The organism is Pseudomonas sp. R4-84, assembly GCF_054130985.1.
Genome location: NZ_CP096390.1, coordinates 311419 through 335971 on the forward strand (window position 1 = coordinate 311419; position 24553 = coordinate 335971).

23 protein-coding genes are annotated in these 24553 nt (G+C 61.1%); 8 read left to right on the forward strand and 15 right to left on the reverse strand.

From position 1 onward, the window contains the following. Window positions 1-60 precede the first annotated feature (60 nt). The 6 genes from ilvD to M1D68_RS01440 all read right to left on the reverse strand — a co-directional run bounded on the left by ilvD (window position 61) and on the right by M1D68_RS01440 (window position 7647). Window positions 61-1902 carry a dihydroxy-acid dehydratase gene (gene ilvD, locus M1D68_RS01415; protein ID WP_420765062.1) on the reverse strand — a complete coding sequence of 614 codons (1842 nt, stop codon included), beginning with the start codon at window positions 1900-1902 and terminating at the stop codon, window positions 61-63. 267 nt (window positions 1903-2169) lie between these two features. Continuing rightward, window positions 2170-3375: an MFS transporter gene (locus M1D68_RS01420; protein ID WP_457969055.1), complete on the reverse strand. Its 1206-nt coding sequence runs from the start codon at window positions 3373-3375 to the stop codon at window positions 2170-2172. Then, window positions 3368-4321 (reverse strand): diiron oxygenase, encoded by a 954-nt coding sequence (locus M1D68_RS01425; protein ID WP_457969057.1) that lies wholly within the window; start codon window positions 4319-4321, stop codon window positions 3368-3370. Before M1D68_RS01425 ends, M1D68_RS01420 begins: the two co-directional genes overlap by 8 nt. After that, window positions 4318-5385, reverse strand: coding sequence for a SagB family peptide dehydrogenase (locus M1D68_RS01430; protein ID WP_457969059.1), 1068 nt, complete (start codon window positions 5383-5385; stop codon window positions 4318-4320). The genes M1D68_RS01425 and M1D68_RS01430 overlap by 4 nt, the downstream gene beginning before the upstream one ends. Window positions 5386-5801: 416 nt before the next feature. Further along, window positions 5802-6998 carry a class I SAM-dependent rRNA methyltransferase gene (locus M1D68_RS01435; protein WP_434609011.1) on the reverse strand — a complete coding sequence of 399 codons (1197 nt, stop codon included), beginning with the start codon at window positions 6996-6998 and terminating at the stop codon, window positions 5802-5804. Window positions 6999-7107: 109 nt separating this feature from the next. Further along, window positions 7108-7647: a type 1 glutamine amidotransferase domain-containing protein gene (locus tag M1D68_RS01440; protein ID WP_434561773.1), complete on the reverse strand. Its 540-nt coding sequence runs from the start codon at window positions 7645-7647 to the stop codon at window positions 7108-7110. A gap of 178 nt (window positions 7648-7825) precedes the next feature. On the opposite strand from M1D68_RS01440, the gene M1D68_RS01445 reads away from it, so the two are divergent. The 3 genes from M1D68_RS01445 to M1D68_RS01455 are packed head-to-tail and all read left to right on the forward strand — an operon-like array spanning window position 7826 to window position 9915. Continuing rightward, window positions 7826-8695, forward strand: coding sequence for an HDOD domain-containing protein (locus M1D68_RS01445; protein ID WP_434609013.1), 870 nt, complete (start codon window positions 7826-7828; stop codon window positions 8693-8695). 30 nt (window positions 8696-8725) lie between these two features. Beyond that, window positions 8726-9538, forward strand: coding sequence for a bifunctional DNA-formamidopyrimidine glycosylase/DNA-(apurinic or apyrimidinic site) lyase (mutM, locus tag M1D68_RS01450; protein ID WP_420765055.1), 813 nt, complete (start codon window positions 8726-8728; stop codon window positions 9536-9538). A 56-nt stretch (window positions 9539-9594) separates the two neighbouring features. Beyond that, window positions 9595-9915, forward strand: a complete 321-nt coding sequence (locus tag M1D68_RS01455; protein ID WP_420765054.1) for a multidrug transporter — start codon at window positions 9595-9597, stop codon at window positions 9913-9915. A gap of 131 nt (window positions 9916-10046) precedes the next feature. Here the strand turns inward: M1D68_RS01455 and M1D68_RS01460 are convergent, their stop codons facing one another. From M1D68_RS01460 to M1D68_RS01480, 5 genes are all read right to left on the reverse strand, one after another. Continuing rightward, the gene (locus tag M1D68_RS01460) at window positions 10047-10298 is read right to left on the reverse strand and encodes a YfhL family 4Fe-4S dicluster ferredoxin (RefSeq protein ID WP_009683359.1); all 252 of its coding nucleotides are present in this window, start codon (window positions 10296-10298) and stop codon (window positions 10047-10049) included. A 145-nt stretch (window positions 10299-10443) separates the two neighbouring features. Then, window positions 10444-10923 (reverse strand): pantetheine-phosphate adenylyltransferase, encoded by a 480-nt coding sequence (gene coaD / locus M1D68_RS01465; RefSeq protein WP_007897855.1) that lies wholly within the window; start codon window positions 10921-10923, stop codon window positions 10444-10446. Window positions 10924-11038: 115 nt separating this feature from the next. Next, complete coding sequence (locus tag M1D68_RS01470; RefSeq protein WP_457969062.1) at window positions 11039-12634, reverse strand: GMC family oxidoreductase N-terminal domain-containing protein; 1596 nt, start codon at window positions 12632-12634, stop codon at window positions 11039-11041. Window positions 12635-12683: 49 nt separating this feature from the next. After that, a complete protein-coding gene (locus tag M1D68_RS01475) occupies window positions 12684-13229 on the reverse strand; it encodes a twin-arginine translocation pathway signal protein (RefSeq protein WP_457969064.1) in 546 nt (181 codons plus the stop codon). Window positions 13230-13256: 27 nt separating this feature from the next. Continuing rightward, entirely contained in the window at window positions 13257-14687 is a 1431-nt protein-coding gene (locus tag M1D68_RS01480; RefSeq protein ID WP_457969066.1) for a coniferyl aldehyde dehydrogenase, read from the reverse strand. Window positions 14688-14835: 148 nt separating this feature from the next. On the opposite strand from M1D68_RS01480, the gene M1D68_RS01485 reads away from it, so the two are divergent. Both M1D68_RS01485 and M1D68_RS01490 read left to right on the forward strand, forming a co-directional pair. Next, entirely contained in the window at window positions 14836-15507 is a 672-nt protein-coding gene (locus M1D68_RS01485; RefSeq protein WP_420765050.1) for a TetR/AcrR family transcriptional regulator, read from the forward strand. 37 nt (window positions 15508-15544) lie between these two features. Then, on the forward strand, window positions 15545-16399 hold the full coding sequence (locus M1D68_RS01490; protein ID WP_434561779.1) for a sulfurtransferase: 855 nt from the start codon (window positions 15545-15547) through the stop codon (window positions 16397-16399). Between the two features lie 122 nt (window positions 16400-16521). Here M1D68_RS01490 and M1D68_RS01495 read toward each other — a convergent pair whose 3' ends face one another. The 4 genes from M1D68_RS01495 to M1D68_RS01510 are packed head-to-tail and all read right to left on the reverse strand — an operon-like array spanning window position 16522 to window position 21001. Beyond that, window positions 16522-17520 (reverse strand): hydrolase, encoded by a 999-nt coding sequence (locus tag M1D68_RS01495; RefSeq protein ID WP_434561781.1) that lies wholly within the window; start codon window positions 17518-17520, stop codon window positions 16522-16524. A 31-nt stretch (window positions 17521-17551) separates the two neighbouring features. Continuing rightward, window positions 17552-18163, reverse strand: coding sequence for a 16S rRNA (guanine(966)-N(2))-methyltransferase RsmD (gene rsmD / locus M1D68_RS01500; RefSeq protein ID WP_420765047.1), 612 nt, complete (start codon window positions 18161-18163; stop codon window positions 17552-17554). Further along, a complete protein-coding gene (locus M1D68_RS01505) occupies window positions 18163-19653 on the reverse strand; it encodes a M16 family metallopeptidase (RefSeq protein ID WP_434561783.1) in 1491 nt (496 codons plus the stop codon). Before M1D68_RS01505 ends, rsmD begins: the two co-directional genes overlap by 1 nt. Further along, on the reverse strand, window positions 19646-21001 hold the full coding sequence (locus tag M1D68_RS01510) for a M16 family metallopeptidase (RefSeq protein ID WP_457969069.1): 1356 nt from the start codon (window positions 20999-21001) through the stop codon (window positions 19646-19648). Before M1D68_RS01510 ends, M1D68_RS01505 begins: the two co-directional genes overlap by 8 nt. A 344-nt stretch (window positions 21002-21345) precedes the next feature. Here M1D68_RS01510 and ftsY point away from each other — a divergent pair, with 344 nt between their 5' ends. Genes ftsY through ftsX form a run of 3 tightly spaced genes read left to right on the forward strand, consistent with a single transcriptional unit; the run spans window position 21346 to window position 24460 of the window. Continuing rightward, the gene (gene ftsY, locus M1D68_RS01515) at window positions 21346-22773 is read left to right on the forward strand and encodes a signal recognition particle-docking protein FtsY (RefSeq protein ID WP_457969071.1); all 1428 of its coding nucleotides are present in this window, start codon (window positions 21346-21348) and stop codon (window positions 22771-22773) included. Next, window positions 22770-23441 (forward strand): cell division ATP-binding protein FtsE, encoded by a 672-nt coding sequence (gene ftsE, locus M1D68_RS01520; RefSeq protein ID WP_024778908.1) that lies wholly within the window; start codon window positions 22770-22772, stop codon window positions 23439-23441. Before ftsY ends, ftsE begins: the two co-directional genes overlap by 4 nt. After that, complete coding sequence (gene ftsX, locus M1D68_RS01525; protein ID WP_420765043.1) at window positions 23438-24460, forward strand: permease-like cell division protein FtsX; 1023 nt, start codon at window positions 23438-23440, stop codon at window positions 24458-24460. Before ftsE ends, ftsX begins: the two co-directional genes overlap by 4 nt. Window positions 24461-24553 lie beyond the last annotated feature (93 nt).

Here is a 24553-nt window from a genome sequence, read left to right on the forward strand (position 1 = left end):
GACTGAAGCCCAAAAAAATGCCCCGCGCTTGGCGGGGCATTTTGTTCGAAGCTAGGACGCTTACAACCCGTCAAGCATCGCCTTGTTGCGCACCGCACCTTTGTCGGCGCTGGTGGCGAGGAGGGCGTAGGCCTTTAGGGCGGTGGTGACTTTGCGCGGACGCACTTCCACCGGCTTCCATCCTTTCTTGTCCTGCTCGACGCGGCGTTCGGCCAATTCTTCGTCGCTGATCAGCAAGTTGATCGAGCGGTTGGGAATGTCGATCAATACCTTGTCGCCATCGCGCACCAGGCCAATGGCGCCGCCAGCCGCCGCTTCCGGCGAAGCGTGGCCAATGGACAGGCCAGAGGTGCCGCCAGAGAACCGCCCGTCCGTCAGCAGCGCGCAGGCTTTGCCCAGGCCTTTGGACTTCAGGTAGGACGTCGGGTAGAGCATTTCCTGCATGCCCGGGCCGCCTTTCGGGCCTTCGTAGCGAATGATCACGATATCGCCGGCCTTCACTTCATCGGCAAGGATGCCGCGCACGGCGCTGTCCTGGCTTTCGAAGATCTTGGCGTTGCCTTCGAATACATGGATCGACTCGTCGACGCCGGCGGTTTTTACCACGCAGCCGTCCAGGGCAATGTTGCCGTACAACACAGCCAGGCCGCCTTCCTTGGAGTAGGCGTGCTCGACGCTGCGGATGCAGCCGTTTTCACGGTCGTCATCCAGGGTTTCCCAGCGAGTCGATTGGCTGAAGGCAGTTTGGGTCGGGATGCCCGCCGGACCGGCCTTGAAGAAGTGATGCACGGCTTCGTCGGTGGTCTGGGTGATGTCCCACTTGGCGATGGCCTCGGCCATGGTCTTGCTGTGTACCGTTGGCAGGTCGGTATGCAACAGACCGCCTCGGGCCAGGGAGCCGAGGATGCTGAAGATGCCGCCGGCGCGGTGCACGTCTTCCATATGGTACTTCTGGATGTTCGGCGCGACTTTGCACAGCTGCGGTACGTGACGGGACAGGCGGTCGATGTCGCGCAGATCGAAGTCGATCTCGGCTTCCTGAGCGGCAGCGAGCAAGTGCAGGATGGTGTTGGTGGAACCGCCCATGGCGATGTCCAGCGTCATGGCATTCTCGAACGCCTTGAAGTTGGCAATGTTGCGTGGCAGCACCGATTCATCGTTTTCGCCGTAGTAACGCTTGCACAGTTCGACGATGGTCCGGCCGGCCTGCAGGAACAGTTGCTCGCGGTCGCTGTGGGTGGCCAGGGTCGAACCGTTGCCTGGCAATGCCAGGCCCAGGGCTTCGGTCAGGCAGTTCATCGAGTTGGCGGTGAACATGCCGGAGCACGAACCGCAGGTCGGACAGGCGCTGCGCTCGTACTCGGCGACCTTCTCGTCAGAAGCGCTGGAGTCGGCGGCGATTACCATCGCGTCCACCAGGTCGAGGCCGTGGCTGGCGAGCTTGGTCTTGCCGGCTTCCATCGGGCCGCCGGAAACGAAGATTACCGGGATGTTCAGGCGCAGTGCGGCCATGAGCATGCCGGGGGTGATCTTGTCGCAGTTGGAGATGCAGACGATGGCGTCGGCACAGTGGGCGTTGACCATGTACTCGACCGAGTCGGCGATGATCTCGCGACTGGGCAGCGAATAAAGCATGCCGTCGTGGCCCATCGCGATGCCGTCGTCCACGGCGATGGTGTTGAATTCCTTGGCAACACCGCCGGCACGTTCGATTTCACGGGCAACCAATTGGCCCAGGTCCTTGAGGTGGACGTGACCCGGTACGAACTGGGTGAAAGAGTTGGCAATGGCGATGATCGGCTTCTTGAAGTCGTCATCCTTCATCCCCGTGGCGCGCCACAATGCACGGGCGCCGGCCATGTTGCGGCCATGGGTGGATGTTTTCGAACGGTAATCAGGCATGGAGCACTCCGGGCGGCTAATCAGGTACTTATCAGGTATCAATGGGGAGTGAGCTTCTGTCGACGTCTGGAACACTCGGGATTGGCGGTGTGTCCGGAAGTGGCCGATGACTTTGCAGGATCGCTGCGTGCCTCAGCATGAGCTCATAAACCCGCCGGGGATGAATGGCGATGAATGCCCCGATTCTACACCGCTGGCGCCAGGATGAAATGACGCAAAGCGCCGATCTGTCGCCAATGTCACGCTCGGGATGACGACTGGCAGCGTTCAGCCGGGCAATAACCTTCGGTGACGAAGCCTGACCAGCGTGTTGAGCGTCATGCCAAGGAGGCTGAACGCGGTCAGGCATAGCGCAAGCGTGAAAGGCAAGGGTAAGGGAGAGAGGCTGATTCCGGCGCTGGCCAGGCCGCCCGTGACGAAGATCATCACGCTGCCCGCCGATGCGGAGGTACCCGCTTGCTCCGCAAAGGTGTTCATCGCCCGGGTATGGGCGGCCGCGCGCGCAATCGTTGTGCCAGTGGTGCATACAACCATGGGCAGCAGAACGGTCGTGATGGACAGGCCAATGATGTAGAAAAGCACCAGCATCGATAGACCCGCCGTCAGGATCAGGCTCAGGCCGGTGATGATCTGAGTGTGCGAGTCGATTCGGTTGTCGAGTATGGTCGCGAATGCGCCGCCGCCGATATAGGCCAGCCCGTAGCCCAGCAGCATCACTGAGAAAGCCTGCTGCGAGAGCTGCAATTGGTCGATGAAGATCAATGGCGAAATGACAATGAATGAAAAATGACAGGAAAACGCGAGTGCCGAAATCAGCCAATAGGCCATGAAGCTGAAATGACCGCAGACTCTGCGATAAGACGCAAAGAAGTTCATCCGCGTGGATCGGCAGTTTTGGGCCGGGCCTTCAAGTAAAAGACAGGCGCCGGCAAATGCGCCGATTGCCAGTACGATGAACACCAGAAAACTGCCGCGCCACCCCATCCAACCTTGTAGGCCAGTGCCGGCCAGTGGCGAGATGGAAATAAAGACGCCGCCGCAGGTGACCAGAAAGATACGCAGCCGCTGCTGTTGCGTTCCGGTAAACAGGTCCTGGACCAGTGCCTGGGAGAGCACAAAGCAACCGCACCCCAACGCCTGGATGATCCGAAAAACCAGGAACAGCCGGAAGTCGTCAGTCAAGGTGCACCCCGCTGCGCCGACAACCGAGACGGCGATGCCGACCAACAACAGTGTCTTGCGGCCCATGGCATCGGAAAGCGGGCCAATCAATAGCTGTGAGAGCGCAATGCCTACGGCAAACAGGCTGACAGACAGGGCAATGTCTGAGGATGAGTTGCGAAAGTGCCCAGCCAGCGCCGGAAACGAAGGCAGTACAACATCGATCGGAAACACGCCAAGCAGCGTCAACATCGTCAGGAGCCCGACGATGGCTGGCTTGTCCACAGATGGACGACTGGATAGGTCAGCCATCAAGGAACCCCGCCTCGCAAAAGAGCGCTCGGTTGTGGTCATTGTCAAAAAAACCGGCTCGTTGCATGGCCGCGAATGTCGATACCGCACCTGAGCAAACCCGTGCGGCATGGGCGTGTGGCGGCACGATGTCGGCAACGACCTGAAGGGATGCCGTCTCCTCGAAGCCCACGCTGGCGAGGCTGCCCATCAACCAGGGGATATCCGGTTCGAAATAGAGCTCGATGATTTCCAACAGCAGCCTCGCCGCCCACTCGTGTTGTGTTGCGTCGAGAATCGGCCAGAGGTAGCCGAAGACCTCGCTGAAGTATCGGCTGTGGCGCGCTTCGTCCTGCAGATGAGTTTTGAGCATGCGGTAGACCGTACAGACCAAGGTTTTCCGGGTGAGGGTGAGCAGCTCCCGGGCAATGATCGTTTCGGAGACAAACCCCAACAGGAACCACGCGAGGGGGCGGTCCGGGGGTGGGCATTTTTGGATCACGCCCAACAGCCGACCGATTCGCCTGGCCGGAGGGCGATCCTGGATGCCGTACAAGGCAGCGATCTGTTCAGCCACCTCGTTGGAAAACAGTGCGTGGTAGCCCTCGTCCGTATACAGCTGCAGGGCCGCGGTTTTCATTTCGGTCGGAATCGGCACGGCCAGTTCGCCATGGACCAGTGCCTCCACGGAGCGGTTGACGATCCGGTGTTCCAGCATCGTCGTGTAATCGAGGAAGTACACCAGGTGATTGGCCGCCAGCCGTTGGGCAACGGATTGACCTGCGTGTATGACCAACGGGTGTTCGACATAGGGAATGAAGGCTGGTGGAAACCAGTGCCGGCTCGATAACTGTCGCTCCAGATCGTCAGGCAGGCGATAGTCGTCCTTACACGCTCGTACGGCGGCTTTGCGATTCCAGTCGGCCAAGGAGTAAAGCGGTGCGTGGACAAAGGTCTGCTCGCTCATGGCGCAGCGTCCTGTTCGTCGAGCAACGTTATCAACTCGCGGCAGTGGACCTGGCCGTCACCGTGGCCGCAGCCGACAAAGAACAACGGTTGTTCGGGGGTTCCCTCAAGGCCGAGCAAGTGCTCCACCTGGCAGTCGGCCAAGGCCCCTGTCAGCCATGTATCGAGGCCCATGGCGGTGGCTACCATCAGGAAGCTCTGGGAGACATGGCCGGTCTCGACAAAAGCCATCCGATAGGCGCGCGAATGTTCGTACTTCCACCAGAGCTTGTCGAAGCGCGAAGTAATGAACAGCCCGAACGGCAGGTTGTTGATGAAATGCTGGCCGCACAGCAGTTGGCCCAGGGATTCATCCGGCAGCGTCCGGATCAGGCTGACCGAATGTTCGTCCGGGTGATAGGCATAGAGGCCCGCATCGAGTCCCGTGACGTTACGCACGTACAAATAACCTTCGCAGGCATTAAGACCACCACCCGAGGGGCTGCTTCTTCGCGCGGCGAACCGTTCGAGAGGGCATGATCGTTCGTTCAGGTAACCCAAGGCCAGGTAAAGGAGAGTGCTGACCTGAGCAATGGAAATGGCGCGATTGTCGAATGAGCGGGAGGTGCTTCGGCTGACGAGCGTCCGTACCAGCGACACCTCTTTGAGTTCCTCCCATGAAGGGCGCTCAAGGACGGTTCGCCCGACGGGACAGGGTGTTGTCCTGGCTGGGGGCGCGGGTGAGGAGAGGACTTCGGCGCAATGATGCAGGTAAAGCGTCGCCCATTCGTTCACATCTTGGGGGACGCTCTCGCAGGGAATGTTTTTTGTTCCGATATGAAAGATCCTGGAGAGTTCGTCCCACTTCCAGTCAATATTCTTAGTCCGACCCTCGACCAATATATCGACTTTGGCAAATTCCCTGTCGATGGGGTTTGAACGATCAAATCGTGAAGGGTCGTTTATAAGTTGCGCCAGTCTGGTTGCGTAATAAATGTCCAGTTCGAACTGGGTGTGTTGCTCATAATTCCATACGACTTGATGGGGTGGGCGCGCCAATATGAACAGGCAAGGGTTTATTTGCATGGCATCGTTTCCGCTGTGGCGAAGAGAAAGAAGGGGGCGAGGCGCCGGCAACCGCGTCCCCGTCGTCTTGCTTAGCGGGCTTTAGGCGTCACCAAGCCTGCCAGGTTGGCAATTTTGCTGACTTCGAGGGTAATTGTTTTCATGACGAAACTCCTTGTCCGTTAAGTGTTGTTTTTTACTATGGGTTGTCACTTCCGGTGTGACAGCTCAATCATAGTTTCTAACGAATGCATGGCAAGCAAATATCAGGTAGGACGGCTCCAGTAATTGCGTGGGATAGTTCATACAAGATCTACAATTATTTGCTTCCTGATGCGGTAACTTTTCTTACGACCAAAAAAAACGCAGCCTGGGCTGCGTGGGGACGTTCTAATTGTTGCAGGCTGGGCGCAGCAGCGGCTACGCCCAACAAGGCCTTAGCTGTTGGGCAGCAGACGGCAAGTAATGCTCTTGATGTAGCGCGTTTCGGCGATTGCCGGGTGCACCGGATGGTCTGGGCCTTGGCCGCCGCGTTCGAGCAATTGGATGTTGCGGTCCAGGTGACGGGCGCTGGTCAGCAGGATGTTTTGCAGGTCGTCCTCGGGCAAGTGCATCGAGCACGAAGCGCTGACCAGGATGCCGTCCTTGCTGAGCAGGCGCATGGCTTGCTCGTTGAGGCGTCGGTAGGCGCCTTCGCCGTTCTTCAGATCCTTCTTGCGCTTGATGAAGGCGGGCGGGTCGGCCACGATGACGTCGAAACGCTCCTCGCCGGCCTTGAGCTCCTTCAAGGCTTCGAATACGTCGCCTTCGATGCAGGTCAGCCGTTCGGCGAAGCCGTTCAGGGCAGCGTTGCGCTCCACGCCGTCAAGGGCGAATGCCGATGCGTCGACGCAGAAGACTTCGCTGGCCCCGAACGCGGCGGCTTGCACGCCCCAGCCGCCAATGTAGCTGAACAGGTCCAGCACGCGCTTGCCCTTGGCATACGGCGCCAGGCGCGCGCGGTTCATGCGATGGTCATAGAACCAGCCGGTCTTCTGGCCTTCCATCACCGGGGCTTCGAACTTCACGCCGTTCTCTTCCAGGGCGACCCATTCCGGTACCAGGCCGAACACGGTCTCGACGTAGCGTTCGAGGCCTTCGGCGTCACGGGCCGCGGAGTCGTTCTTGAACAGGATGCCGCTGGGCTTGAGGACCTGGGTCAGAGCGGCGATCACGTCGTCTTTATGGGCTTCCATGGTGGCGGAAGCGATCTGGACCACCAGGATGTCGCCGAAACGGTCGACCACCAGCCCCGGCAGCAAATCGGAATCACCATAGACCAAGCGATAGAACGGCTTGTCGAACAGGCGCTCGCGCAGGGACAACGCCACGTTGAGGCGATGCACCAGCAGCGATTTGTCCAGGGGCAGCTTCACGTCACGGGACAGCAATCGGGCGCAGATCAGGTTGTTGGGGCTCATCGCGACGATGCCCAGCGGCTTGCCGCCCGCAGCCTCCAGGATGGCCTGGTCGCCAGCCTTGAAACCGTGCAGCGGGGTGGCGGCTACGTCGATTTCGTTACTGTAGACCCACAAATGGCCGGCGCGCAGGCGACGGTCGGCGTTGGCTTTCAGGCGCAGGCTAGGCAGGGACATGACGTCGCTCCGGAAAAAAGAGCGGGAGTATACCGTGTTGCAACCGTTGCGGGGCTTGTGCTGGACATGCGGCGAAGGAGCGCGCTCGCCTCGCCGCAATGTAACGGCTTCAGGCGGACAGCGCGCTGATCAGCTCGCGGTTGAAAGCAGGAATGTCATCAGGCTGGCGGCTGCTGATCAGTTTGCCATCCTTGACCACTTCCTGATCGACCCAGTTCGCGCCGGCATTGGTCAAATCATCCTTGAGGGTCTTGTAGCTGGTCATGGTCTTGCCTTTGACCAGCCCGCTCGACACCAGCAACCAGCCGCCATGGCAAATCACTGCGATGGGCTTGCCGGCCGCCTCGAAGCCCTTGACCAGGTTCTGGGCGTCGGGGTCGATACGGATCGTGTCGGAGTTCTGTACCCCACCGGGCAGCACCACGGCATCGTATTGCTCGACATTGGCGGCCTTGAACGTCAGGTCGACCTGGAAATCGTCGGCCGGCTGGTCATGGTTCCACCCTTTGACCTGGCCTTCGCTGGCCGAAACGATTTCCACCTTGGCCCCGGCCTGCTCCAGCGCCTGCTTCGGACCGGTCAGTTCGGCCTGTTCAAAACCATTTGTCACCAAGATGGCCACGCGTTTGTCATTCAGGGAGCCGGGCATGAAAAATCTCCTCAAGCTGAGTGGGTGAGCTGCCGACCTAAGCCGGTATGCAGGCTTGGTTGTCGGTCCTACAAAATCCGAAGCCGAGGCTTGAATGAAAGTTCCGCCGGTCTACCCGGCGGTGTGCCGGATTTATCTTTAAGGGTTAGAATCCCCGCCTGGCCCAGAGTGCGTACCCATGTCCAAAGAGCTTTCCACCGAACAGATCCAACAGTCCCTGCAAGGGATCAGCGTCCCGCCGCAGCCGCAAATCATGGTGGATCTGCAGATGGAGCAGTACATGCCCGATCCGGACCTGGAGACCATCGCCAAGCTGATTTCCCAGGATCCGGGCCTCTCCGGGGCCTTGCTCAAGATCGTCAATTCGCCGTATTACGGCTTGAGCAACAAGATCACCTCGATCCAGCGCGCGGTGAACCTGCTGGGCAGCCGTTCGATCATCAACCTGATCAATGCCCAATCGATCAAGGGAGAGTTGCACGACGACACCATCGTGACCTTGAATCGTTTCTGGGACACCGCCCAGGACGTGGCGATGACCTGCCTGACCCTGGCCAAGCGCCTCGGTATGCAGAATGGTGACGAAGCCTACGCTCTCGGGCTGTTCCACGACTGTGGCGTGCCGCTGATGCTCAAGCAATTCCCAACCTACATGAGCGTGCTGGAGGAGGCCTACGCCAACGCCAGTGCCGAATGCCGGGTGGTGGACACCGAAAACCGTGTGTTCAATACCAACCATGCCGTGGTCGGTTACTACACGTCCAAGTCCTGGCGCCTGCCGGACCATGTCAGCCAGGCCATCGCCAATCACCACAACGCCCTGGCGATCTTCAGCGACGAAAATGCGCGCAATAACTGCCCGCTGAAAAACCTGCTGGCGATCCTGAAGATGTCGGAAAACATCTGCTCGTCCCACCGCGTGCTGGGTAACCAGGCCGACGATCACGAGTGGGAATGCGTCGGACCGCTGGTGCTCGACTATATCGGGTTGTCGGAATATGACTTCCAGACCCAGAAACAGGAAATACGCGACCTGGCCAGTCGTTGAATGCCAGTCTTCGCCTGATTCGAGAACCCCATGCCAGAACTGCCGGAAGTCGAAACCACTCGCCGCGGAATCGCGCCACATCTCGAGGGGCAGCGGGTCAGCCGCGTGGTGGTGCGCGATCACCGCTTGCGCTGGCCGATTCCTGAAGACCTCGATGTGCGCCTCTCGGGGCAGCGCATCGTTCAAGTGGAACGGCGGGCCAAGTATTTGCTGATCAACGCCGAAGTCGGCACGTTGATCAGTCATCTGGGCATGTCCGGCAATTTGCGGCTGGTTGAAACCGGCATGCCCGCCGCGAGGCATGAGCATGTCGATATCGAACTGGAGTCGGGCCTGGCTCTGCGCTACACCGACCCTCGTCGCTTCGGCGCGATGCTCTGGAGTCTTGATCCGCTCAACCACGAACTCCTGATCCGCCTTGGGCCTGAGCCGCTGACCGATCTGTTCGACGGCGAACGGCTTTTCCAGCTTTCCCGCGGCCGCTCGATGGCGGTCAAGCCGTTCATTATGGATAACGCGATCGTCGTGGGCGTGGGCAATATTTATGCGACGGAAGCGCTGTTCGCCGCCGGAATCGACCCGCGCCGCGAAGCGGGGGGCATTTCCCGGGCGCGCTATTTGAAACTGGCGATCGAGATCAAGCGCATCCTCGCCCATGCCATCGAGCGCGGCGGGACCACACTGCGGGATTTCATTGGCGGCGACGGCCAACCTGGGTATTTCCAGCAGGAACTGTTTGTGTACGGACGAGGCGGGCAGACGTGCAAGATGTGCGGCACGGGGCTGCGGGAGATCCGCCTGGGGCAGCGAGCGAGTGTCTGGTGTCCACGCTGCCAGAGTTGATTCGTCCTACGGTCTATAGTCAGTAGTCATATTGATTTAGCCGAAGGATCGCACCCATGAGTCTGATTCGACCTGTCGTTCTGGCGCTCTCGCTGAGTGTCGGTTTGCCTGTATTCGCAAACACCGAAAGCGGTGATCCGCGCTACACCATCCAGAACCCACCGGCCTACGCCATGATCGGCGACTTGCTGATCGCGCGACCGCTGCTGCTCGCTGCCACTGTGATCGGCGCCGGCGCGTTTGTCGTGTCGTTACCCTTTACCGCGCTGGGCGGCGGCGTGGGCGATGCGGGCAAGGCGTTGGTGGTGGACCCGGCGAAGGCCACATTCGTGCGATGCCTGGGGTGTATCGGTGAGGGGTTCGAGCGGCAGGAGTGAATCGTCACTTGTGTGCATTTGTGGTGTGGCTGGATGGCCCTGTCGCGAGCAGGTTCGCTTCCACAGGGATCTGCTGTGTGGCAGAAATAAATCACTTGCTCGCGATAGGGCCGGCAAGGCCGTCCAGAAGCTCAAGCCTTGCCAGTAATCCTGCGATATTTCGCCATCAGCTGTTCTTCCGTCTCCGGATGAGCCTCGTCCAGCGGGATGCAATCCACCGGGCAGACTTGCTGGCACTGGGGTTCGTCGTAATGGCCGACGCACTGGGTGCACAGGTTCGGGTCGATGACGTAGATCTCTTCGCCTTGGGAAATGGCCTCGTTCGGGCACTCGGGTTCGCAGACGTCGCAGTTGATGCAGTCGTCGGTGATGATAAGGGACATGCAGACTCCGGCCGGGGCGTAGGGCCCGGGCAGTTGAAAACGAATAGACGCAATTGTGCCGCAATCACGCGCGCAGTGCACGCGGGCGCGATGGACTGCGCACGCATGACTGTCGAGCCGCGTTAGGGATCGTCGCCCGTAGGGGTTATTTCTTGAAGCGCAGGGTCAGCGCGTCGGCCACCGCCGGGTGGACGAACTTGGTGATATCGCCGCCCAGGGCCGCGATTTCTCGCACCAGCGTCGAAGAAATGAAGGAATAGCGTTCCGACGGCGTCAGGAAAAGACTCTCGACGTCCGGCGCCAGCTGGCGATTCATGTTCGCCAATTGGAACTCGTACTCGAAATCCGAGACCGCTCGCAGGCCACGAAGGAACACGTTGGCGTTCTTTTCCTTGGCAAAATGCGCGAGCAGGGTCGAGAAACCGACCACTTCCACGTTGGGCAGGTGCTTGGTGACCTCGCGGGCCAGCTCCACTCGTTGTTCCAGCGGGAACAGCGGGTTTTTCTTCGGGCTGGCGGCGACGGCGATGATCACATGGTCGAACAGGCGCGAGGCGCGTTCGACCAGATCGCCATGGCCCTTGGTAATAGGGTCGAAGGTACCTGGGTACAACACTCGGTTCATCGCGTCGTCCTGGCGGGAGTCCGTTGGGGAGTCGGATGGTATCGCAGCCATCTCGGCCGGCCAAGTCGGCTGTTGGCGAAGAAAGCACTATAGACGCTGCGAATAATCCATGTTTTCAAGGTTTTTCCAGACGTTCGGCCAGGGATGTCGCCAGTTGTGCCGTCAATCCATACACCGCCAATTGCGGGTTGGCGCCGACGCTGGTGGGGAACAGCGAGCCGTCGTGAATGGACAGATTACCCAATTGATGATGTCGGCCGAGGCTGTCCGTCACGGCAGCCTTCGGATCTTCTCCCATGGCGCAGCCGCCCATGACATGGGCACTGCCCAGGCGCGTGCGGTACAGGACCATATCAAGCCCGTCGATCATTTCGCGGGCCTCCGCCAGGGTTTTCACATAATGGGCATCGCTGTGCAGGGGCATCACGGCCCGGGCGCCTCCGGCGAACTGGATTTCGGCCATGCTGTGAAATGCCCGGCGCAGGCCATCCCAGGCGTAGGGCGACAGCTGATAGTCGAGCACTGGCGTGCCGTCGCTGCGCAATTCGACGCTGCCGCCGGGGCTATCCGGATGGAAGCCGTCACGCAGCAACGCCAGCATGGCATGGGTATGGGGCAGGTGAGCCATGTGCGCCGCATTTTCGCCGCCGAAGCCACCCAGCAGCGTGGCGGCAAGGGCGGGATGCAATGGCGGCACCTCCAGCTTGTACGACATCCTGCCGCTGACGCCGTCCTGCCATTGGAAATGATCCGAATAAATCGACTGCGGAGCGCCGTAGAACGGGTTGATCACTTCATCGAACTGGCCGGCCGACATGTTCACGAGGTGCAGGAACGTGCGCTGGCCCAGCCGTCCGTGCGGGTCCGGTGCCTCGGAGCGCAACAGCAGGGCAGGGCTGTTGATACCGCCGCCGGCCAATACATAATGCCGCGCCTTGACCGTGATGCGCCGCCCGGTCGGTGCCACGCAATGCTCGTCCATGGCCAGGCAATTCAAGCCGACGACCGCATCGTTTTTGATGACCAGACGCTCAGCCCTCGCGAGGTAAAGCAGCGCGCCGCCCTTGTCCAGCGTGGCGGGTATGGTGGTGACGAGCATCGATTGCTTGGCGTTGGTCGGGCAGCCCATGCCGCAATATCCCAGGTTCCAGCAACCTCGCACGTTGCGTGGGATGACATGCCAGGCGTAGCCCAATTGTTCACAGCCCTTACGGATCACGTCGTTGTTGGCGTTGGGTGGAATCATCCAGGGTGCCACGCCGAGGCGTTGTTCCATCCGTTCAAACCAAGGGGCCATGTCGGCGGGGCCGTGGCCTTTGACGTTGTGTTCGGCCGCCCAGTGCTCAAGGGTTTGCGTTGGGGTGCGCAAGCTTGAAGTCCAATTGATCAACGTCGTGCCGCCCACCGCACGTCCCTGGAGGATGGTGATGGCGCCGTCCTTGCTCATGCGTCCGAGGCCTTCCTGGTACAGGCTGGTATAGGCCTGGTCCTCCCGCAGCGTGAAGTCGTGGCTGGTCTTCAGCGGACCTTCTTCGATGAGCAATACCTTGTAACCGGCGGCGCTGAGGATCTCCGCCGTGGTGCCACCGCCGGCGCCGCTGCCGATGATCGCCACGTCCGCTTCCAGCGTGAGGTCCTGGCTCAGTTGCGCGCCGTTGTAGGTGGTCCAGCCACGGGCGAGGCCTTCACGGAACGGGTCGGGTACGGGCATGCTAGGGGTCCCTTGTTGTTATGGACGGCGCTGGAGTCCACTGTGGCTTTCAAACCATCGGTGGTCCCGGGTACCCGCAATGGGCCCAGGACTCGGGCCGGCTGTACCACGCCATCATCACCATTTGCAGCAACGAGCCGTGGCCTTGGCGCAACAAGCTCAGCGAGCTGTTTTCCCACCGCGTCAGAAACTGTCGAATGTCATCGGCGCTGGCGTTTTCCCACGCGCCCCAGATCCCGGTCAGCGGCCCGCGGGTAATCCCCAGCGTCAGCACGTCGAATAGCTGGTGCGTTAGCTTGAGCATGGCGGGCGACAGGTGCGCCAGCCCTCGATCCAGGCTTTGCAGCGTGGCATCGGTGGCGGCGGGGAGCGTTCCAGCTGTTGTGGCCCCGTCGAGCATGACGGCAATCACGGCACGCAAGAACGGCAAGTCGCTGTCGCGCAATGCCGCCAGCCCGAGGGCCGGTTGGCTGGAGGAGCAGCCGCTCAGGCTGGCGCCCACTCCCACCGTGGCCAGGAAGGCGCTGGCGCCGAAGCTCAGTTGCAGTAAACCGCGTCGTGACAGGGCGGGCTTATCGGTCAGGCTTGGGTTCATTATTGTTATTACCCGGGAAGACACTGGTTAGCGGATAAACAGCTTCTGGATCAGTTTCTGCAACGGCTTTCCATAGGGCGGGTAGATCAGTTTCGCCGCGTTGAACCGCTGCTTGACCAGCACGCCCTTGGCCTTGCTGAAGGTCAGGAACCCCTCATGTCCGTGGTAGTGCCCCATCCCCGAGGCGCCAATACCGCCAAACGGCATATCGTCCTGGGCCACGTGCAACAGCGTGTCGTTGAGGCAGACGCCGCCGGAATGGGTTTCGTCGAGCACGCGATTCTGTTCGGTCTTGTTGTAGCCGAAATAGTAGAGCGCCAAGGGGCGAGGTCGCTGATTGATGTAGGCAAATGCCTGGTCGAGGTTCTCATAAGGGACGATGGGGAGCAGCGGCCCGAAAATCTCGTCCTGCATGACCGTCATGTCGTCCGTGACATTGAGCAAAAGGCTGTGGGCCATGCGTTGTCCCTGGCTTTGCTCGAACAGCTCGATCAGCAACGCCCCTTTGCTTGTTGCATCGCCGATGTAGCCGTTAAGCCGCGCCAATTGTCGTTCGTTAATTACGGCGGTGTAGTCCGGGTTGTCAATCAACGTCGGATAGAACCCGCGTACGGCCTCGCGATACGCCTCGACGAACGCCCCGACACGGTTTTGCGGCACCAGCACGTAATCCGGTGCGACGCAGGTTTGCCCGGCGTTGAGGGTCTTGCCGAAGGCGATGCGCTCGGCAGCGTGTTCAAGCGGGACGTCATCGGAAACGATGGCCGGAGATTTCCCGCCCAGTTCCAGGGTGATGGGCGTCAGGTTTTCCGCGGCCGCACGCATGACGTGCTTGCCGATGCTGGTGGCGCCGGTAAACAGCAGGTGATCGAACGGCAGCCTGGAGAACGCGATGCCTACGTCTGCTTCGCCAAGCACGACGGACACCAGGTCCTGGGGAAATATCCGGGCCAGCAGTTGCTTGAGCAACAAGCCGGTGGCAGGGGTCGATTCGCTGAGTTTTAGCATCACCCGGTTGCCCGCCGACAAGGCTCCGACCAAAGGCCCTATGGCCAGGAAGAGCGGATAGTTCCAGGGCACGATGACCCCGACCACCCCCAGCGGCTGATAGACCACTTTGGCCGATGCCGGCTGGAAGGCCAGGCCAACCTTGCGTCGAGAGGGCTTCATCCAGCCTTTGAGGTGTCGCCTGGCGTAATGGATACCGTGCAGGCTCGGCATCAGCTCGGCCAACAATGTTTCGTCCGCGCTGCGGTGGCTGAAATCCTGGCTGATGGCGTCGATCAAGGCCTGCCGTTCATTGCTCAACAGTTCGCCCAATGCCTTGAGCCATTGCAGTCGCTGCGCCGCCGGTGGCATCGGGTGAGCCGCGTAGGCTTGGCGCTGGGCGATGAAGAGCGCTTGGAGCTCGTCCAGCTGCTGTTGAGACTCGTGCAGGTAAGCGACATCGGCAGGCATGGCGGGCACCGGATTATTATTGGAATCGGTGTTTTCTAGAGCTTATGCTCTAGAAAGTCAAATGAGCCTCTGTAAATCCCTTGGGTTTTATCCTGTGACCGATAGGTCGTAAGATGCCCTTCGATCACTTTTTATTAAAGCCCAAGCCATGGCCCCACGAATGAAAACCAGCGAGCGCATCGTGCAGAACAGCCTCGAGTTGTTCAACCGCCAGGGCGAGCGCAGCGTCAGCACCAACCATATTGCCGCTCACATGGAGATGTCCCCCGGCAACCTCTACTACCACTTCCCCAACAAGCAGGCGATCATCGCCGTGCTGTTCAGTGAGTATGAAAACCTGGTGGACAGCTTCTTGCGCCCGCCCCAAGGCCGCCTGGCCACGGTGGACGACAAGCGCTTTTATCTGCAAGAGCTGCTGTCGGCGATGTGGCGTTACCGGTTCCTGCATCGCGACCTGGAACACCTGCTCGACAGCGACCCGGAACTTGCGGCGCGTTATCGGCGGTTTTCCCAGCGCTGCCTGATCCATGGCACCGCCATCTACGAGGGCTTCGTCGAAGCCGGTATCCTGAAGATGGACCGCGTGCAGATCGAATCCCTGACCCTCAACGCCTGGATCATCCTCACGTCCTGGGTACGGTTCCTGTGCACGACCCGTGAAAACTCCAGCCACTTGAGCGAACAAGCCATCAAGCGTGGCGTATACCAGGTCCTGGTGCTCGAGGCGGGTTTCGTGACTGACCAGGCCCGTGAAGCGGTGGATGCGTTGTTCAAAGAATTTTATGTCCCCCTGGCCCAGACCCTGGAGGAAGGGCAATAAGGATCGGACCTGCTTGATTCAGCCACAGGAGTTCACCATGCCCATCGCGCAACTCATCAGCCCCCAGGCCCTTGAACAGAGGCGATCACAGCCTGGGCTGGTGATCCTTGATTGTCGTTTTGCCCTGGAGGACCCGGACTACGGCCAGCGCAGTTATGCCGAAGGCCATATCGCCGGTGCGTCTCACGCGGACCTTGAGCGCGACCTGAGCGGTCCGGTGGTCAAAGGCGTGACCGGGCGCCATCCTTTGCCCGCACCTGAAGCCTTGGTTACGCGTCTGCAGGCCTGGGGCATCAACAATGAGAGCGACGTCGTGCTGTACGACGATGGTCCCGGTGCCTACGCTGCCCGGGCCTGGTGGCTGCTGGCCTGGCTGGGCAAGCGCGAGGGCGTCTACATTCTCGACGGCGGCCTCAAGGCCTGGCACACGGTCGGTTTGCCCCTGAGTCTCGATCCGCCGGCCATCCAGGCCGGCTCCTTCAGTGGTTCGCCGGACGCGAATCTGCTGGTCAATGCCGACATATTGCAACAACGTCTCGGCCAGCCGGACATGACGTTGCTGGATGCGCGGGCGTTGCCGCGATTCAAAGGTGAGGTCGAGCCGATCGATCCGGTGGCCGGGCATATCCCGGGCGCGCAATGCGCGGCCTTCACCGATAACCTTGGCGCCGATGGGCGGTTCCTGCCGACCGACCAGCTCAAGCAGCGCTTTGCCGCAAAATTCGGCGATCGCTCGCCGAGCGGCCTGGTGGCCTATTGCGGCTCGGGCGTGACGGCATGCCATAACCTGTTCGCCTTGTGCCTGGCAGGGTATCCGTTGGGCAAGCTGTACGCCGGCTCGTGGAGCGAGTGGATCAATGATCCGCGGCGGGGCGTGGCGAAGGGCGAATAACGAGGCACCTACAACCAATTGGGAGCGAGCTTGCTCGCGATGGCGGTGTATCAGTCATGTCGCTGATCTGTCGCTATCGCGAGCAAGCTCGCTCCCACAAAAGTTTTCTCGCTTGCGAATCGTCAACCATGGCCCAGGGTGGCGAGCCATTTGGGGATGCGTCGTTCCAGATAGTAGCCGGGACGCCGTAACGTCCCGTCGACGAATCCGACATGTCCGCCTCGGGCATGCAATTCAAGCCGGGTCGACGCTGACAACTCTTCAGGGGCGGGCAGGCTGTGGGGAAATACGAACGGATCGTCGGCGGCCTGGATAAGCAAGGTCGGCGTTTTGATCCCCGCCATGAAATAACGGCTGGAGGCGCGACGATAATAGTCCGCCGCATCCGAGAATCCGTGTAGGGGCGCGGTGACGCGCCCATCGAAATCCCAAAACGTGCGCATATTGTCCAGCGAGCCCAGCGCGGCCAGGGCCGCAAGCCCTTCCTGGCGTCCGTCGTGCTGGAATTGGCGCTGTTTGTTGCGCATGTAGGCGATCATCTCCCGCATGAAATGCGCTTGGTAGAATTTGGAGAAGCCCTGCCCGATACGATCGGCGCACTGGTCCAGGCGAAACGGCACCGAAACGGCCACCGCGCCCAGCAGTTGGCTGTCGCTGCCGGTCTCGCCCAGATGCTTGAGCAAGACGTTGCCGCCCAGTGAATAGCCCACGGCAAACAATGGCGCCAGAGGTCGCCGGGTGCGCAGATGCGTCAGGGCGGCGGCCAGGTCTTCGCTCACTCCTGAATGGTAGCTGCGGGGCAGCAGGTTCGGCTCCCCCGAACACCCGCGCCAGTTCAACGCGACGCTGGCCCAGCCTTGGTCGTTGAGTGCTTGTTGCAGCCCGGTCACGTAGGGCGAGTTGGAAGAACCGGTCAGCCCGTGAAGTACCAGTACCAATGGCGCCTCGGCGCTATGGGGTCCATACCAGTCGAGGTCGAGAAAGTCGCCGTCTTCCAGCCACAGCCGCTCCCGTTCGCGATCGATGGGGCAGGACTTCCGCCATAACGGCCCCCACAATGTTTGCAGGTGCGGGTTGCCAAGCCCAGGGGCAGGGACGAAAGGTTCGGATGCGGCGGACATTCTGACTATTTCTCGATGCACGGCCAGCCGTTCAGCCAATGTCCTTTGGTAAACGCTGCCACAACGCGTAATGCACCTGTCCGGATTTCTGCTCGCGATGCAAGCGCCAATTGCTCGGCAAGCCCAGGGTGGACGGAGCGGTCTCGCTTTCAGTGTAGACCCAGGCATCCTCGGCCAGCCACTGACGTTCCTCGAGCAAGGCGCATACCGTCGGCAGCAGATTCTGGTTGAATGGCGGGTCGAGGAAGACGAGGTCGAATGGAGTTGCCGGCTGGCTGTCAAGGTAACGCAGCGCATCGGCTGTCTGCACCTGGCCGACGGTGCAGCGTAGGGTGCCGAGGTGTTCCTTCAGGCTGGACACGGCCAGGCTGCTGGCGTCCAGCGCCTGGCCCATGGCGGCACCACGGGACAACGCCTCGAGAAACAGTGCGCCGCTGCCGGCAAACGGGTCGAGCACCTTGGCGCCCGCCACGTAAGGCGCTAGCCAGTTGAACAGGGTTTCACGAACCCGGTCCGGTGTCGGTCGCAACCCTGGAGCATCCGGGAAACTCAGCCGCCGGCTGCGCCATTCGCCGCCAATGATGCGCAACTGGTTCACGCCGTTGTGCACGGGTTTCTTGCTGGAATTCGATGGGCGGGCCATTAGTGCTCCGGAACCCCGAGCGGCTGCTCGGCAGGTTTGTCAGTGGGGGCCGGCAATGGCTTTTGCGGCACGGTCGGGCCAGCGGTGACGATGACCATCTTGTCGGTGCTCAGGTGTTTATTCAACGCAGCCTTGACCTGCTCAACCGTCAGCGCCTGGGACTGGCGCATGAAATCTTCCAGGTAGCTCAGCGGCAAATCATAGAAGCCCATCGCGCCGAGCTGGCCAACGATGTCGGCATTGCTGGCGGTGGACAGCGGGAAGCTCCCGGCCAACTCGCGCTTGGCGTCGTCGAGTTCTTTCTGGGTCGGGCCATTGTTGAGGTAATCGGCAAACACGTCCTGCACCAGCTTGAGCGTGCCCTCGCTCATTTCCGCGCGGGTTTGCAGATTGATCATGAACGGACCGCGAGCCTGCATTGCCGTGAAGCCGGAGTACACGCCATAGGTCAGGCCGCGTTTTTCCCGGACCTCGGTCATCAGTCGTGTACCGAAACCCCCGCCGCCCAGGATCTGGTTGCCCAGGGACACGGCGGCATAATCCGGATCGTCCCGGTCGATGCCCAACTGCGCGAGCATAAGGTTGGTCTGCTTGGACGGGAACTCGATATGGTTGACGCTCGCTTTCGGCTCCACCGGTGGCGGGGTCTTGGCCAGCGCAGGGCCCTTGGGCAGCGCGGCTGATACTTGGTTGGCGATGGCTTCGGCGTCAGCGCGGGACAGGTCCCCCACCAGGGCGATCACGGCGTTGCCGGCGGCATAGGCCTTGGCATGGAAGGCCCGGGTTTGGGCCAGGGTAATCGGTGGAATGCTCTGTTCGGTGCCGTCGCTGGAGTGGGCGTACGGATGATCGCCATACAGGCGCTTCATCAACTCCAAGCCCGCCAGTTTGCCGGGGTTCTGCTTCTGATACTCGAAACCGGCGAGCATCTGGTTCTTGATTCGGGCGAACGAGTCGGCGGGGAAGGTCGGTTTGCCGACGACTTCGGCAAACAGCTTCAGCGCCGGCTCACGCTTGTCCGTCGCGCTGAGGCTGCGCAGGGAGGCCACGGCCATGTCCCGATAGGCGCCGTTGCCGAAGTCCGCGCCGAGGCTTTCGAAGCCTTGGGCGATGGCGCTGACATCCTTGCCGGCCACGCCTTCGTTGAGCATGGCATTGGTCAGCAGGGCCAGGCCGGGGGCGTCGCCGTCCTGGCTGCTGCCGGCGGCAAAGGTCAGGCGCAGGTCGAACATTGGCAATTCCCGGGCCTCGACGAACAGGACCTTGGCACCGTCAGCGGTTTTCCAGGTCTGCACATCGAGCTGGCGGCGGCTCGGTGCCTTGTCATCCAGTTCGGCCAACGATTGCAACTTGTTGCCTGACTTGGCCTTGTCCAATGCCTGGCTGGCATCGGTGTTCTTCGATGGCGACAGGTAGACGGCCAGGGAAGCGGCCAGGGCAACCAACACCAGGCCCATCAGCACCAGGCGTGATGATTGGCGCTTACTCATGGGCTTTCTCCTCGGGCAGGACGTGCGCAACGCTCAAGCGCGAGCGGGTGAAATACAGCTGGGCTGCCTTCTGGATATCCTGCGGGGTCACGCTTTGCAGTTCGGCGAGCTCGGTGTCCATCAGCCTCCAGGACAGGCCGACGGTTTCCAATTGCCCGATGGCGGTGGCCTGGCTGGTGATCGAGTCGCGCTCATACACCAACCCGGCGATGACCTGGGCGCGGACGCGCTCCAGTTCGTCGACGGTCGGGGCCGTGGTTTTCAGTTGTTCGAGCAGGCGCCACAAACCTGCTTCGGCCTGGGCGAGGGTTTTGTTTTTCTGTGTGTTAGGCGTTGCCGACAAAGTGAACAACGAGTCGCCACGGGTGAATGCGTCATAATTCGACGAGCCCCCTGACACCAGTTCCTCGCCACGCTCCAGCTGGGTCGGGATGCGGCCGCTGTAGCCGCCGTCCAGCAAGGCCGAGATCAAGCGAAGCGCGTTGACCGAACCCTTATCCGTCGCGGTGGCGATGCTGGGCACGTTGAAGGCCAGCATGACGCTGGGCAGTTGGGTCTGTACATGCAGGGTGAGCTTGCGCTCGCCCGGTTCGGCCAGCTCCAGAGGGATCTTGGCGGCGGGCACCGGGCGCCGCGCTATGGGACCGAAATAGCGCTGGGCCAGGTTCTTGACCTCATCCGGCGTCACGTCACCCACCACCACCAGGGTTGCGTTGTTCGGGGCGTACCAGGATTCGTACCAGTGACGTAACTCGCCGACGGTCATCCGGTCCAGATCGGCCATCCAGCCGATGGTCGGCGTGTGATAGCCGCTGGCTGGATAGGCCATGGCCTTGAAGCGCTCGAAGGCCTTCGACATCGGCTTGTCGTCGGTGCGCATGCGGCGCTCCTCCTTGATCACCTCGATCTCGCGGCTGAACTCTTCCGGCGGCAGGCGCAGGCTGGCCATGCGATCGGCCTCCAGTTCGAAGGCGACGCCCAGGCGATCCCGGGCCAGCACTTGGTAGTAGGCAGTGAAGTCATCGCTGGTGAAGGCGTTTTCTTCGGCGCCCAGGTCGCGCAGGATCAACGATGCTTCGCCGGGGCCGATTTTATCGCTGCCTTTGAACATCATGTGTTCCAAGGCATGGGACAAACCGGTCTGGCCCGGCGTTTCGTAGCTGGAACCGACCTTGTACCAGACCTGGGAAACCACGACCGGGGCGCGATGGTCTTCACGCACCACGACCTTGAGGCCGTTGTCGAGGGTGAATTCGTGGGTAGGTTGTGGATCGGCAGCAAAGACTGAAAAGGGCAGACAAACCGTGCTGAGCAGCAGGCCTGCGGCGCGGCGGGCAAGAGCATTCATTCGTGTTTAAACCTGTCGGGCTGCCTGCCGGGTCTTAGCCTCAGCAGGCGAGGAGGTGCTAGGATAACGGTCCGTTTTACTGGCGGCCACGCCTATCGGGTCTTTTATCGGCCCAAGGCTGTCTGGGTTCCGTGCACAAACGTTGGGTTTGTTCCTGTATCCCCGCGTTTTCGCCGACGATGCCGTACCAGTCCTTCGAAAAAATCGACCATGAGGTGTCCTGGCGACATTTCGACAATCTGTTGCGCGTGAACAAGCTCGATGAAACGCAGTCTGTTCAGCATCGAATATTTATCACCGAGGCGCCCTCCAGGCGCGTCGCTACCGTGAGATAGCCGTCCTCCATGTTTGGTTCCAACGACGACAAGAAGACCCCAGCTGCGGCTGGCGAGAAAAAAAGCCTGTTCGGATGGCTGCGCAAGAAGCCGCAGGAAACCGTGGGTGAACAGCCGCAACCGCAGCCTGAGCCCGCCGACGAGACGGTGGTCGAAGAGGCTGCGCCCATTGTCCTGCCGATCGCCGAGCCGGTGCTGCAACCGGCCGAGGCCGAAGCCGAGCCAGTGGCTGAACCGGTGGATGAGCCGGTGATCGAGCAATCCCTGACCCCGCCTCCCGGGCAGGCCCCTTGGCTCACCTTGCCCGTGGCGGAAGAACCGGTCGCGCTGGTAGAGGACGCCCAGGCACCCCACGTCACGCCGCCAATCCCAGCCCCGACGCAACCGGAGGAGACGCCGGCTGCCGTGCTCGCGCCTTCGACCCCGGAGCTCGCCCCCGAGCCTGAACCTGTCGTGGTAGAGGCTTCGGCCCCGGTCGAACCGCCGCGGCCCGTTGAAGAGAGCAAGGTCGGTTTTTTTGCCCGCCTCAAGCAGGGCCTGTCCAAGACCAGCGCCAGTATTGGCGAGGGCATGGCCAGCCTGTTCCTGGGCAAGAAAGTCATCGATGACGAGCTGCTGGAAGACATCGAGACCCGCCTGCTCACCGCCGACGTAGGGGTCGAGGCCACCTCGGTGATCATCCAGAGCCTGACCCAGAAAGTCGCGCGTAAACAGTTGACCGATGCCGATGCGCTGTACAAGTCCCTCCAGGGCGAACTGACCAACCTGCTCAAGCCCGTGGAGCAGCCGCTGGTGATTGCCTCGCAGAACAAGCCTTTCGTGATCCTGGTCGTTGGCGTCAACGGTGCCGGCAAGACCACCACCATCGGCAAGCTGGCGAAGAAGCTGCAGCTCGAAGGCAAGAAGGTCATGCTTGCCGCCGGCGACACCTTCCGCGCCGCCGCCGTCGAGCAACTGCAAGTGTGGGGCGAGCGCAACAAGATCCCGGTCATCGCCCAGCACACCGGTGCCGACTCCGCTTCGGTGATCTTCGACGCCGTGCAGGCCGCCAAGGCCCGTGGCATTGATGTGCTGATCGCCGACACGGCCGGTCGCCTGCACACCAAAGACAACCTGATGGAAGAGTTGAAGAAGGTCCGCCGGGTGATCGGCAAGCTCGACGCCGATGCGCCCCACGAAGTGTTGCTGGTGCTGGATGCCGGGACCGGCCAGAACGCCATCAACCAGGCCAAGCAGTTCAACCAGACCGTCGAACTGACCGGGCTGGCCCTGACCAAGCTCGACGGTACCGCCAAGGGCGGGGTGATCTTCGCCCTGGCCAAGCAGTTTGGCCTGCCAATTCGCTACATCGGCGTGGGTGAAGGCATCGATGACCTGCGCACCTTCGAAGCCGAGCCCTTTGTCCAGGCGCTGTTTGCCGAGCGGGAGCATTCATGATTCGTTTCGAACAGGTCGGTAAACGCTATCCGAACGGTCACGTCGGCTTGCACGAGCTGAGCTTTCGGGTCCGTCGGGGCGAGTTTCTGTTTGTGACCGGCCACTCCGGTGCCGGTAAAAGTACCTTGCTGCGCCTGCTGCTGGCGATGGAACGGCCCACCACCGGCAAGCTGCTGCTGGCCGGCCAGGATTTGAGCACCATCAGCAACGCCCAGATCCCTTATCTGCGGCGCCAGATCGGCGTGGTATTCCAGAATCACCAACTGCTGTTCGATCGCACGGTATTCAATAACGTGGCGCTGCCTTTGCAGATCCTTGGGCTGTCCAAGGCCGAAATCAACAAACGCGTGGATTCGGCCCTGGAGCGCGTGGCTCTGTCGGACAAGACCGATCTGTACCCGGGCGACCTGTCCACCGGCCAGCAACAGCGCGTCGGCATTGCCCGCGCAATCGTCCATCGCCCGGCCTTGCTGTTGGCGGACGAACCCACCGGTAACCTCGACCCGCGACTGGCGGCGGAGATCATGGGCGTATTCGAAGACATCAACCGCTTGGGCACCAGCGTGCTGATCGCCAGCCACGACCTGGCACTGATCGCGCGTATGCGTCACCGCATGCTGACCTTGCAACGCGGTCGACTGATCGGCGACGGGGAGGCAGGCGTATGAGTGCTACTCGCAGCCCGAAAGTGGCCGAACGCGTGGCCCCGAAGGGCACCGATCCGCAGCCGCAGAAGAAAAAGCGCGACGATGACGATGGCCCGGATTTCACCACGCTGTTGCACGCCTGGATCGAAAGCCATCGCGCCAGCCTGCTGGACAGCCTTCGGCGCCTGGGCAAGCAACCGATCGGCAGCTTCTTTACCTGCATGGTAATGGCGGTGGCCTTGAGCCTGCCCATGGGCCTGTCATTGCTGCTGAGTAATGTGGAGCGCCTGGGCGGTTCCTGGCAGCGCGCGGCGCAGATCTCCCTTTATTTGCAACTGGATGCGACGCCAGGCGAAGGCGAGGCGCTGCGTGAGCAGATCAAGACCATGCCGGGCGTGGCCGATGCCGAATACGTGGGGCGCGAGCAAGCGCTGGAAGAGTTCCAGCAGCAGTCGGGCCTGGGCGAAGCCCTCAAAGAGCTGCCGGAGAACCCGCTGCCAGGCGTTGTGCTGGTCACCCCCAATGAGGTCGACAAGCCGACCCTTGAAGCATTAAGACAAAGACTTTCCGAGCTGCCGAAGGTACAACAGGCGCAACTTGATCTAGTCTGGGTCGAGCGTCTTGCGGCGATCCTCAAGCTCGGCGACAGGTTTGTCTTCGGCCTGACGGTGCTCTTGGTTTCCGCATTACTTTTGGTGATAGGCAATACCATTCGTCTTCATATTGAAAACCGCCGCACCGAGATAGAAGTGATTAAACTCGTCGGCGGTACGGACAGTTATGTACGCAGGCCTTTCCTTTATATGGGAGCGTTGTATGGCTTCGGCGCAGGCATCCTGTCCTGGGGCGTATTGGCGTTCGGCCTGGACTGGCTGAACGATGCGGTAGTGGGACTGGCCGGTTTGTATGGCAGTGACTTCGCGCTGGCCGGAGTGCCAGTCGCTGACGGTCTGTCGCTCTTGCTTGGCGCGGTGCTGTTGGGTTATATCGGTGCATGGATTGCGGTAGCACGCCACCTACGTGAGCTTGCGCCAAAATAGTTGTTTTTTGCGCGTATTGACCTTTCGGTTTTTGTGGGAACTTGTCCTACGGTTCCCGGTCAATTTTCGCAGTGCTGAACTGCACGAGTTATG